This window comes from Spirosoma fluviale (assembly GCF_900230225.1).
Taxonomy (GTDB): domain Bacteria; phylum Bacteroidota; class Bacteroidia; order Cytophagales; family Spirosomataceae; genus Spirosoma; species Spirosoma fluviale.
This window is the reverse complement of record NZ_OCNH01000008.1, coordinates 264,441-275,724: the sequence shown is the minus strand read 5'-3', so window position 1 is coordinate 275,724 and position 11,284 is coordinate 264,441. Positions and strand designations below refer to the sequence as shown.

The 11,284-nt window shown below is 48.4% G+C and carries 10 protein-coding genes; 5 read left to right on the top strand and 5 right to left on the bottom strand.

Translation table 11 applies throughout. The features are described 5' to 3' along the window. Nucleotides 1-203: 203 nt before the first annotated feature. The 5 genes from CRO74_RS29405 to CRO74_RS29385 all read left to right on the top strand — a co-directional run bounded on the left by CRO74_RS29405 (nucleotide 204) and on the right by CRO74_RS29385 (nucleotide 6,248). Nucleotides 204-695 carry a (2Fe-2S)-binding protein gene (locus CRO74_RS29405; protein WP_097131552.1) on the top strand — a complete coding sequence of 164 codons (492 nt, stop codon included), beginning with the start codon at nucleotides 204-206 and terminating at the stop codon, nucleotides 693-695. A 2-nt stretch (nucleotides 696-697) separates the two neighbouring features. After that, nucleotides 698-2,857: a xanthine dehydrogenase family protein molybdopterin-binding subunit gene (locus tag CRO74_RS29400; RefSeq protein WP_097131550.1), complete on the top strand. Its 2,160-nt coding sequence runs from the start codon at nucleotides 698-700 to the stop codon at nucleotides 2,855-2,857. Between the two features lie 531 nt (nucleotides 2,858-3,388). Next, the gene (locus CRO74_RS29395; RefSeq protein WP_097131548.1) at nucleotides 3,389-3,904 is read left to right on the top strand and encodes a GreA/GreB family elongation factor; all 516 of its coding nucleotides are present in this window, start codon (nucleotides 3,389-3,391) and stop codon (nucleotides 3,902-3,904) included. A 92-nt stretch (nucleotides 3,905-3,996) separates the two neighbouring features. Beyond that, nucleotides 3,997-5,079 (top strand): endonuclease/exonuclease/phosphatase family protein, encoded by a 1,083-nt coding sequence (locus tag CRO74_RS29390; RefSeq protein ID WP_097131546.1) that lies wholly within the window; start codon nucleotides 3,997-3,999, stop codon nucleotides 5,077-5,079. An 86-nt stretch (nucleotides 5,080-5,165) separates the two neighbouring features. After that, nucleotides 5,166-6,248, top strand: coding sequence for a Gfo/Idh/MocA family protein (locus tag CRO74_RS29385; protein ID WP_097131544.1), 1,083 nt, complete (start codon nucleotides 5,166-5,168; stop codon nucleotides 6,246-6,248). Nucleotides 6,249-6,313: 65 nt separating this feature from the next. Here the strand turns inward: CRO74_RS29385 and CRO74_RS29380 are convergent, their stop codons facing one another. The 5 genes from CRO74_RS29380 to rplI all read right to left on the bottom strand — a co-directional run bounded on the left by CRO74_RS29380 (nucleotide 6,314) and on the right by rplI (nucleotide 11,278). Then, nucleotides 6,314-7,969, bottom strand: a complete 1,656-nt coding sequence (locus tag CRO74_RS29380; RefSeq protein ID WP_097131542.1) for a D-alanine--D-alanine ligase family protein — start codon at nucleotides 7,967-7,969, stop codon at nucleotides 6,314-6,316. Nucleotides 7,970-8,150: 181 nt separating this feature from the next. Further along, nucleotides 8,151-8,417: a NifU family protein gene (locus CRO74_RS29375; protein WP_097131540.1), complete on the bottom strand. Its 267-nt coding sequence runs from the start codon at nucleotides 8,415-8,417 to the stop codon at nucleotides 8,151-8,153. Nucleotides 8,418-8,458: 41 nt separating this feature from the next. Beyond that, the gene (locus CRO74_RS29370) at nucleotides 8,459-9,562 is read right to left on the bottom strand and encodes an Mrp/NBP35 family ATP-binding protein (RefSeq protein WP_097131538.1); all 1,104 of its coding nucleotides are present in this window, start codon (nucleotides 9,560-9,562) and stop codon (nucleotides 8,459-8,461) included. 45 nt (nucleotides 9,563-9,607) lie between these two features. Beyond that, complete coding sequence (locus tag CRO74_RS29365; protein ID WP_097131536.1) at nucleotides 9,608-10,624, bottom strand: GSCFA domain-containing protein; 1,017 nt, start codon at nucleotides 10,622-10,624, stop codon at nucleotides 9,608-9,610. A gap of 210 nt (nucleotides 10,625-10,834) precedes the next feature. After that, nucleotides 10,835-11,278 (bottom strand): 50S ribosomal protein L9, encoded by a 444-nt coding sequence (gene rplI, locus CRO74_RS29360; protein WP_012925714.1) that lies wholly within the window; start codon nucleotides 11,276-11,278, stop codon nucleotides 10,835-10,837. Between the last annotated feature and the right edge of the window lie 6 nt (nucleotides 11,279-11,284).

The window sequence follows — 11,284 nt, the reverse complement described above, 5'->3', positions numbered from 1 at the left end:
ATTTCGAACAGAGCCGTTAAGCCCCGTACTGCCGATGGTACTGCTGTCACAAGCGGGAGAGTAGGAAGATGCCACCTATTGAAACAGCGAAAGCCGTTCACCCTGTGAGCGGCTTTTTGCATTTTATAGGGTTTCGGGTATAAGTAGAAAACTATACTTAATCTTTTTGTACATTAGTCTTTTCAACTCCCCTTGCCCTAAACATGGCTATCTTTAAACTACAAATCAACGGTCGTAGTTATCAGGCTGATGTTGAGCCTGACACCCCACTTCTATGGGTTCTACGCGATAATTTCGGATTAGTGGGCACTAAGTATGGGTGTGGTATAGCTCAATGCGGAGCCTGTACTGTCCACCTGAACGGAGAAGCTACCCGCGCTTGTGTACTACCGGTTTCTGCGGTAGGTAAATCGAAAGTTACTACGATTGAAGGATTATCAGAAACAGGAGCACATCCTGTCCAACAGGCTTGGGATACATTGGATGTACCGCAGTGTGGCTATTGTCAGGCTGGGCAGATCATGACAGCAGCCGCGTTGCTCAAGCGTAACCCTAAGCCTTCCCAGAACGAGATCGATGAAACCATGACTGGTAATATTTGTCGGTGTGGTACGTACCATCGCATTCGGGAGGCCGTTAAACTGGCATCTATGTCTTCTCCTGTTGGAACCACTAAATCTTCGAAAACGAAATAGCGATGCAAACGATAGAGCATTCAAGTAGAAGAGGTTTTTTGAAAATAGCCGCAGCCACAGGGGGCGGCCTAATTCTAGGATTTAACTGGTTTGAATCCGAAGCGGCAACGACAACGTTGACCGCAGATAGTGCTATCGCTGTTCCGGGCACTGACTTTAACAGTTACTTATCGATAAATCCCCAGGGAATTATTACCATACTCTCTCCTAATCCAGAAGTTGGGCAAGGTATAAAAACTGCTTTTCCAATTATCGTAGCTGAAGAGCTGGATGCCGACTGGACGAAAGTGGTTGTAGAGCAGGCACCGCTTGACACGAAGAAGTTTGAACGTCAGGTCGCCGGTGGTAGTGGTTCAATTCCACACTCCTGGGAGCGCCTGCGAAAAGCAGGTGCTACGGCCCGGCAAATGCTGATCGGCGCAGCTGCAAAACGGTGGAGCGTTCCAGTGGCAGAATGTACAACTGATAAAGGGTTTGTTCTTCACTCAGTCAGTAATCGTAAACTGAGCTATGGTGATCTGGTAACGGAAGCGGCTCAACTGCCCGTTCCCACTGATGTGAAGCTGAAAGCAATAAAAGATTTCAAGCTGATCGGTACTACGGTTAAGAACGTTGACAATGCGAAGATAATTACAGGCAAGCCTCTATTTGGTCTCGACTTCTACCGTGAAGGAATGTTGTTTGCCATGCTTCAGCGTCCGGCATTTGGGTACAAACTCAAGTCCCTTAATGCCGAAGCAGCCAAAGCAATGCCGGGCATTGTAAACGTGGTAACATTTGACAATAATGTGGCTGTTGTAGGTAAATCAACTTGGCAGGTTAAAAAAGCTAAAGACGCCCTGAAAATCGAATGGGAGAAAGCGGATGCTTTAGAAAGTACAACAGACCATAATCGCTTATTCAGAGAATTATTGGACAGCTCTGGCGCCACTATTCGCCGGAAGGATGGCGACGTTGACACTGCGTTTAAAAATGCCGCCAAGGTCGTAAAGGCAGAGTATCAATGCCCATTTCTGTCGCATGCGCCAATGGAACCCATGAACTTCTTTGCGCATGTTCGTCCGGATGGTGTTGAGCTTGTGGGGCCAACCCAAACGCCTGAACTGGCCCGAAACGAAACGGCGAAACTTCTTGGCATCACGCCCGATAAAGTGTCGGTGCAATTAACGCGTATGGGTGGTGGTTTTGGTCGCCGGTTGAAGGCCGATTATGTGGTCGAAGCCGTACAGGTATCGAAGCTGGTAAATGCGCCTGTAAAGCTGATCTGGACCCGTGAAGATGATATGACTGGCGGTAGTTATCGTCCAGCCGTTCGTTATCGCTTTGAAGCCGCTTTAGATGCACAAGGCAATATGATTGGCTACAAACTTCGCGGAGCCAGTATAAATGCCGGTAATGCAACGCGGGAAGATAATTTCCCGGCTGGTGCGGTCGACAACCTCTTAATCGATAGCGTTGATCATAAATCCCCGATTACAACGGGTCCTTGGCGGGCTCCGATTACCAACTTTCTTGCCTTCGCTGAACAATCGTTTATTGATGAAGTCGCCCAGGCAGCGGGTAAAGATCCGGTTCAATTCAGACTCGAACTGCTGAATAAAGCGAAGCAGAAGCCGGTAGGGGCTATCAAATACGATATTGACCGAATGAAGGGCGTCATTGATCTGGCCGTTGAAAAATCAGGTTGGGGTAAAAGGAAGGGCGCAGATGGTAAACCGGTAGCACAAGGCTTTAGTGTCTACTTCTCTCACCGCTCGTACGTAGCGCAGGTAGGAGAGGTGGTTGTACAGAAGGGCAAGCCGGTTTTGCAGAAGGTCTACTCAGCCGCTGATTGCGGTGTAGTGATCAACCAGAGCGGTGCACAGCAGCAAGTTCGGGGTTGCGTCGTTGATGGGATCGGGCATGCCATGTATGGGAACCTTACCTTCAAAGATGGTATGACACAACAGAAAAACTTCAACGAATACCGCCTTATTCGCTTAAATGAAATTCCTGAAGTCGAGGTCCACTTTGTTCAAAATGAAATAGACCCCACGGGGTTGGGCGAACCCTCTCTTCCGCCCGCTGGCGGTGCTGTTGCCAACGCTATTTTCAAAGCAACCGGCAAGCGGCTTCGGAGCCAGCCATTTGTGGAGCAGGAAGAGTTTAAAGGAGTTTCCTGATAATATGCTTCGAGAGAAATAGTTCTAATTTCAAACGAAAAATGCCCAGAATCATCTGGGCATTTTTCGTTTGAATAGCGTTCCGTTTATTTCATAGAGATTACCCGCGATGTAGTCTTTATCCGTTGACAAGTTAAGTCGTTTACGGATGCTGCTCTCGTTCGGTTTTACAATTGTGTTCAAATGTTTTAAGATTTGTTACTTATAGTTCGTGTTTGTTGTTTACTGCTCATTCTTTCTACGCCAAAGGATGTGCCAGATAACTAAATGCGCTGGTTTATAGTTAGTTATATACATGGTGTTTAGCTATTCCTGTCCGTAACTGGACATCCTCTGTTCACTTACGGACAAAATTAGGAAGGGATGGAGAGAAGAAAAGCCACAATTTATGGACTGCATAAATAGAGCGATGAACCGTAGAAAATTTGGTGCGAAGTAGTTGCCAGTCAGAGAGCTTCAACTGGTTGTTAAGGCATGTTATAAACAACGCGGTTTAATGGCTGTTACGTTTATACACAAAATGAACGCGAGATGAGCAGGGCTTTTTTAAAAAACGAGAGTGCAGATGACCCGGTGGTCATCCCTGCCAGAGCTCCGTTGCCAGCCGGATCAGCAAATTATGTAACGCCACGGGGATTGGTTATGCTACGGGATGAGTTAGAGACGCTTGAGAAAGAACATGCCCAGGCACAAACTAATGAATCGGACGAGACGGAACGTACTCGCCAACTAGCGCTCTTGAATGGTCGTATTGCTGCTCTCAATCAGCGAATCGCTACGGCAAAAGTTGTGGATACGCAGTCACATCCTCAGGATGAGGTTCGGTTTGGTGCTACAGTAACTTTACAAAGTCGTAAGCTTGGTAATGTTGACCGAAAGCTAACCATTGTAGGTGTCGATGAGGCTGATGCCATTCATGGGCGAATTGCGTTCCTGGCACCCGTTGCCAGATTATTGCTGGGGAAACGGGTGGGCGATTTGGTTACCCTACGTACGCCACAAGGAGAAAGTGTCCTGGAAATAAAGGCGATTTCTTATGATGACTAGCTTGTAACCGCAAGTCATAAAATTTCATTTGTACCGTTTTATCCTTTAAAAACTACATCTTATACCCATTCACATGGCCCCTACCATTCAGCATGCAAACAGTTGACTCCATTCTACTCACTTATGCCGTCGTAGTTACGATAGCGTCTTTTATCAATTTTATTCGACTTGATTATTGGTGGATTCGGATGTGGGATTTTCCCCATCTACAGCTTACCGTACTGGCATTTATTGGGTTAATAAGCTGGGCTATTTTTAGCCGTCATACCGGGTGGCCAATGGGAATTGTACCGGTTGGCTTATGTGTAACGCTTCTCTACCAGGGATGGCTCATTCATCGCTTTACGCCCTTGCACAAAAAGCAGGTTCTGCGACTGCCCAGAAAATTTGATCAGCGGATTGCCGATGAGAATACCATACGTCTACTGGTCACCAATGTATACATGGAAAATACCCAGACACCGAAAGTTTGGGCTATGGCTAAAAAGCATGACCCTGACGTTGTGTTGGTTCTTGAAGCCAACCAGCGCTGGCAGGATGAGTTAGCACCAATGGAAGCGAAGTATCCATACCGTATTTTACATCCATTGGAAAATACATATGGGATGCTACTTTACTCTCGCTTGCCGATGCGACATCATGAAGTTCGTTTTCTTATCCAGGATGATATTCCGTCCGTATACATACAGTTTGAACTACCCTCCGGTCAGGTAATTCACTTCTACGGCGTTCATCCAATGCCGCCTACACCTACGGAACACTATCGCTCAGCCGAACGGGATGCGGAGCTTTTGCTGGTTGGTAAAGAAGCCCGAAAGCTGAAAGAGCCGGTTATTGTAGCCGGTGATTTGAATGATGTAGCCTGGTCGCATACAACGCGCCTGTTTCAGCGGGTGAGTGGGTTGTTTGATCCGCGCGTTGGTCGGGGCTTGTACAATACGTTTCATGCCAATTATTTTCTCTTTCGCTGGCCACTCGACCACGTGTTCGTATCCCATCATTTTAAGCTTCGGAAAATTCGCCGATTACCTAACTGCGGCTCCGATCACTTCCCCATTTTCACCGCCCTCACGTTTGCCCCCGAGCCGGATGAACAGCAGGAGGAGATTCCAGAGCCTGAACACGATGATCTGGAAGAGGCTCATGAAATAATTGAGCGAGCTACAAGTGAATAGTGCATCTTGATTATGGCTTTCAGCGGTATGATCTTACTTTGGATTACTTTTGTAATCAATAATTTTCCTGCCAAACTAATTAGTTCATGTCAATGCCAAATAAACCGCTGCGTGTGTTGGTTGTCGGATGTGGTAATATGGGTGCCTCGCACGCCATTGCTTATACAACAATCGGTGGCTTCGAAATTTGTGGTATCGTGTCAACCGGAAACAGCAAAGTTGTTCTGAACGAACGGCTGGGCGGTGGTTATGTACTTTATGATGATTATGCGAAAGCGCTGGCCGAAACCAAACCTGATGCCGTTTGCATTTCTACTTACCCGGATACGCACGAAAAATTCGCCGTCATGGCTTTTGAACAAGGGTGTCATGTGTTCATGGAAAAACCCATAGCCGATACGGTAGAAGGAGCCAGAAATGTGATGGCGGCTGCTCAAAAAGCAGGTAAAAAACTCGTCGTGGGCTATATATTGCGGCATCATCCATCCTGGGAGAAATTTGTCGAGATCGCGCAGGGGCTGGGGAAACCGCTGGTGATGCGGATGAACCTGAATCAGCAAAGTCACGGTACCATGTGGACCGTACACCGTAACCTGATGAAAAGCCTGAGTCCCATCGTGGATTGCGGTGTCCATTACATCGACGTGATGTGCCAAATGACCCGTTCAAAGCCGCTTCAGGTGAACGCAATTGGTGCTCGATTAACGAACGATATTCCGACCGGTAATTACAACTACGGTCAGTTGCAGATTCGGTTCGAAGACGGCTCGGTGGGCTGGTACGAAGCTGGGTGGGGCCCCATGATGAGCGAAACTGCTTTCTTCGTGAAAGACGTGATTGGACCGGACGGCTGTGTGTCGATCGTGGCTAAGAACGCGGGTGCTGCCGGTAAATCAGACAACGTTGATTCGCACACCAAAACGGAATCGCTGCGCGTACACAAAGCCGCGCTGGACGCGAATGACCAGTTCGTTGAAACGGATACCTGGATTGATATGCAGGACGAGCCGGATCATCAGGAACTCTGCAACCGCGAACAGCGGTATTTTCAGAAAGCCATTCTGGACGATCTGGACCTGACCGACCACATGCAGGATGCCGTAAGTAGCTTGCAGATTGCGTTTGCCTGCGACGAATCGGTTCGTACCGGGCAACCGGTTATGTTATAACTGAACGGCATAGAAAAGGGGGCTATAGTTCAAGACTGTAGCCCCCTTTTCTTGTATAGCTGATCTTACACGTATCGTTCGGTAATATGGCGGGCCAACTCGGCTGTTTCGACCAGCAATGGATGACGCGGTTGACTCAAAGCTGTTTCCAGTTCCGAAATGGTGTCTTTAAAGAGCAGATTGACCGGAATCTCGTGCGACTCCTGTTTGCTCTTAATGTACATCAATGAAGGCAGCACAGTACCTGATGCGGCCAGCTCGTTGTATTGCTGTTTGGCCGTGATAAATTCCTCATCGCTGGAGCCAAAGGAAATAACCCGTTCGGGCAGCGGATTGGCTTTTCGGTGTGCCAATTGAGCGTCGAGTTCAGCGAGCAGGTGTTTTAAGTGGAAAGTATCTTTGCCTGTGCGGATGCGCTCGCGTAATGATTGACGGATAAGATACGTCAGCGAATTGGCCAGATTTAAGCCAATTTCTGCCATTTGTTTGAAAATAAGCGATGAGGGCGACATGCCCGGAATGGTGTTGGGATCATGCAGTAACACATCCCCGGCGGGGGTTAGGAAGCCGTCAATTCGGGAGTAAACGTTAATGCCCAACCGGGTAAACACCTGCGCCACTGCCAGCTGAATCTTACGGTTGTTCTCCAGACTTGTCTCGACCGGAATTCGCTTTTTGGTTGTATTGAGTCTGTATTTCGAATCGAAATCAAAGCTGGTTACGTTGTAAATCTCCGTTGGAGGGAGTGCAATGGCAATCTGATCATCGTCCTGAATTACTCCGCAAGAGAACTCCTGACCCGTGATGAACTCTTCAAAAAGTACTTCATCTTCTGCGTTCAGCGACGCCAGCGTAATAGGCTGATTGCTTTGTGCTGTTAGTACATCCAGTTTAGCCACGAATTCGGCTGGGTGCTTAATTACTTCTCCCGTTTGCTCGATGACAACCGGGAAACTAATTCCCGAATCCAGACTGACCATTTTCTGCGCCAGTTCGTGCTTTTCGGCTCCCGACAAACTTGGCCACTCGCTCAGTTTACTCCAGCCATCGGGTTGAATGCTCATTGTGAAAAAGCATTGCTCTACTGATCGGCAAAACAGCGCCAGATCGGCTTCACGCACAATCGCTACGCCGATGGACGATCCCTGATGAGGGGCTTTTACAACAACCGGTAAACCCAGATGCTCGACCAGCGATTGAAAGAATTGTGCTTTATCGGCCTGTTCGTATTCGTCCCGGCTGATGGTTGCGGTTTTCTTTTTCTGGCCATTTGCCAGCGCTATGAGTTCGTTTTGCAGAATTTTGTTGATACCCACCGCCGATCCAACGAGACCCGGTCCGGTATAAGGCATTTTATGCCATTCCAGCAATCCCTGAATAGCACCGTCCTCGCAATCGGGACCGTGCATAGCCAGAAACGCTAGATCGAAATGATCGCGAAACTGTTCTGGCCGAAGCTCAGGCAAGGTTGCGTCGAGGACGTTAACTGCCAGTGACTCATCGTAGACGGAAAAACCGGAGTTGTCCTGCGGCAGCGCTTCACGAAGGGAAGGTGATTGAAGAAACTCTGGAGAAGCGAGCCGGAATCGTCCGCGGCCATCCACAAATACCAGAACCGGCTCGAATAAGCCTTTATCCAAATTAGCCAGTGCGGTACGCCCGCCAGCAAACGAGACCTCACGCTCACGCGCTGGCCCACCGAAGAAAATGCCTATTTTCACTGAAATGAGGGATAATACGAGTTGCAAAGAAACAAAAAAACGCCTGATTAGGCGTTCTAATGTCTGAGAAACTATAGACTGAAATTGATTAGGTTAACTAACAACCAACCAAAAAAACAGCCTTTTATAAATTTAGCGTCAGCGTTTGTACAATCTTTCGCCTTACCGAATTAATGACTGGTTAAAAAGCAGGTGTTATGTTCACCGCTTCAACTCTTGAGATTTCCGGTACTGCTTTGAGGATGGCTTCTTCGAGGCCCCCTTTAAACGTCATTGCCGACATGGGACATGAACCACACGAACCCATTAGTTCTAGTCGAACCGTTTTATCTTCGGTTACTTCCAATACTTTCACGTTGCCGCCATCGGCCGCCAGATATGGCCGCATGCTGTCAAGTGCCCGTTCTATCTTGCTTATTAGTTGGTCGTTGTTGACTACCGTCTCCATTGAATAGTTGATTTACGGTAAATTTATACTTTCTGTGTTGTTTATGCAACCTGTACCCGTTCGGTTCGGTCGATGGTGGCGTTGCGGATAGCAACTTGCTGAGCCAGGGCTTCGGCGGCATCCTGAAAGGCCGCAGTCGCGATGGGATCTCCTGAACTGATGGCGGGCCGCCCTTCATCCCCGGATTCACGAATACTCTGCACAAGCGGAATTTGTCCCAGCATCGGCACATCGAATTGATCGGCCAGAAGTTGACCGCCACCTTTACCAAAAATGTAGTATTTGTGGTCAGGTAGTTCGGCTGGTGTAAAGTAGGACATGTTTTCAATAACGCCCAGAACCGGCACGTTGATCTGCGGCTGGCGGAACATAGCCAATCCTTTCGTTGCGTCAGCCAGAGCCACTTTCTGGGGGGTTGTGACGATGATAGCACCCGTAACTGGTACGGTCTGCACCAGCGTCAGGTGAATGTCGCCCGTACCCGGTGGCAGGTCAATGAGCAGGTAATCCAGTTCACCCCAGTCGGCATCGGAGAAAAACTGCTGCAAGGCCCGTCCGGCCATGGTGCCACGCCAGATAATCGCCTGACCCGGCGCTACCAGCAAGCCCATTGAGAGCATTTTAATGCCGAACTGCTGAATGGGTTCCATCCGGGTTAAGCCATCCTGCTGAAAAATACGCGGCTGGATGTTTTCGGCTCCAAACATCGTTGGCATGGACGGCCCGTAGATGTCGGCGTCGATGATCCCCACTTTCGCCCCTGATTTATGCAGGGCAATAGCCAGGTTAGCCGTTACGGTCGATTTACCTACTCCGCCTTTACCCGACGAAACCGCAATAATATTTTTTACACCCGGCAGCGTCGGCGCATTCATGCGCGTTGAGGTTACGTCCGATGTCATATCAATCGTTACCTGAACATTGGCACCGATGTGGGTATGAATGGCATCTTCGCAACGTTTGCGGATGACTTCTTTGAGTGGACAGGCAGGCGTTGTTAAAACAACTGTAAAACGAACTGAATCGATACCCAGCACAACATCCTTTACCATGTTGAGCGATACGATGTCCCGCTTTAAATCAGGTTCTTCAACGGTGCTCAATGCCCGCAGAACGGCTTCGGTAGATAATCGGTAATCAGACATAATTAACTGGAAAAAGGAGGAAGGTAAGTTGAAGGGCCAGGAAACTTATACAAATTCCTCCGTTCCCATTTCTTTCTTTTCTCCCTGGTTTAAACGACTTCGAACATCAGCCAGTTCCGCCGAAAGATTGATACGTTTGGAAAGTATCTCTAATTCGGCCAGCAGTCTACCCAGAAACTGCTTATTAGCCGGGCTGCTATCGCTGTAGAGCGGGCGGTGTGCCAGCGAACGGCTGATCTGCGCCCATTGTGTAACGAAGGTGCGAAGTTCGGTATCAAACGCGCTTTGGACAAACTTCTCAAAAATATAGTCGTGTGCCTGCGCATTCGGGTGAATCATATCCGCTTCGTAGAAACGATAATCGCGCAAATCGTCCATCATTAACTCATAAGCCGGGAAATAGGACACCCAATCGTTCCAGATCGTTAGTTCATGGGTAATGACCCGCAGGGTAGACTTGCTCACACTGTTGAGGGGCAGGGTGTCGCGCGTGTGTCGAACCGGGCTAACCGTCAGCAGAACCTTCAGTTTAGGGTTCGCTTTGTGGAGTGTTTTCAGCAACCGGGTCATATCATCGCGTAGGTGATCGATATGATACAGGTATTTTTCAAAGAGGGAACCCGGCATTTTATGGCAGTTCGCTACGACTTCACCGGTTTCCAGATGGCGGTAAACAATGGCCGAGCCCAGCGTTAAAAACAGGAAATCAGCCTTCCGGATGGCTTCGGCTGTTGTCGACAGCACGTTGATCAGTTTGGTTCGTAACTCATCCTGGGTGTTGGCCCAAAGTGACGAATGGAAATCGTAATGAAACCAGACGCCATCCCGTTCTACATAACCGTTGTCGTCGGGTGTGGTGCCGCGAAGGGCCATCGTTAGCAATTTGGTAATGGTTACCGGATTGAAAATCGTACCGAATGGATTGTTGAGTACATCTAATTTATGGTCGATCAACCGACGTCCCATTACATCGGCAAAACACGACCCAATGGTCACAATCCGGCTGTCGAGACCAAGGCGATAGGGGAGCGGTTCGGGCGAAAACTCTGTATGAAACTGCATACTTTACCAACAAAAAATTGGACTAATTAGCTCCGATTTCAGGAAAAGAATCTTACAGGTAAATCGCTGATTATTAGCGGTAAAAAGGTTGTTTTCTGCGAGTTGGCTGGCCTAGTTTACAAGGGTATAAACAGCCTGAGACATACCATAAAAAAATAGACCGGCTTCGTTAGTTAACGAGCCGGTCTATTTCACCAAAAGAAGTACTGCTTATTCAGCCGATACTACTTCAAATTTCACTTTGTGCTTCACATCTTTGTGCAGATCAAGAGCCGCTTCGTAGGTGCCGAGTACTTTAACATCTTCAACCGTAATTTTCTTCCGGTCGATGTCAAAGCCTTTGGCACGAAGTGCTTCAGCCACCTGGGTGTTCGTAACCCGGCCGAAGATTTTGCCGCTGTCGCCTGCTTTCGCTGGAATCGTCAGCGTCATATCGCCGATACCATCGGCAATGTTTTGGGCTTCGGTTTTGATCTTTTCGGCTTTGTGGGCAGCCTGACGAATGTTTTCAGCAACGATCTTCTTGTTCGAGTCGGTTGCCATCATTGCAAATCCCTGAGGTATCAGGTAATTGCGGCCGTAACCGGGCTTCACCGTAACGGTGTCGTTCTTGTAGCCCAGGCCGGCAATATCGGTTTTTAAAATGATATCCATTTTGTG

Bases quoted from the DNA above. Each gene is read 5' to 3' on its own strand.
- CRO74_RS29405 (WP_097131552.1), top strand. From the start codon at position 204: ATGGCTATCTTTAAACTACAAATCAACGGTCGTAGTTATCAGGCTGAT.
- CRO74_RS29400 (WP_097131550.1), top strand. From the start codon at position 698: ATGCAAACGATAGAGCATTCAAGTAGAAGAGGTTTTTTGAAAATAGCC.
- CRO74_RS29395 (WP_097131548.1), top strand. From the start codon at position 3,389: ATGAGCAGGGCTTTTTTAAAAAACGAGAGTGCAGATGACCCGGTGGTC.
- CRO74_RS29390 (WP_097131546.1), top strand. From the start codon at position 3,997: ATGCAAACAGTTGACTCCATTCTACTCACTTATGCCGTCGTAGTTACG.
- CRO74_RS29385 (WP_097131544.1), top strand. From the start codon at position 5,166: ATGTCAATGCCAAATAAACCGCTGCGTGTGTTGGTTGTCGGATGTGGT.
- CRO74_RS29375 (WP_097131540.1), bottom strand. From the start codon at position 8,417: ATGGAGACGGTAGTCAACAACGACCAACTAATAAGCAAGATAGAACGG.
- CRO74_RS29370 (WP_097131538.1), bottom strand. From the start codon at position 9,562: ATGTCTGATTACCGATTATCTACCGAAGCCGTTCTGCGGGCATTGAGC.
- CRO74_RS29365 (WP_097131536.1), bottom strand. From the start codon at position 10,624: ATGCAGTTTCATACAGAGTTTTCGCCCGAACCGCTCCCCTATCGCCTT.
- rplI (WP_012925714.1), bottom strand. From the start codon at position 11,278: ATGGATATCATTTTAAAAACCGATATTGCCGGCCTGGGCTACAAGAAC.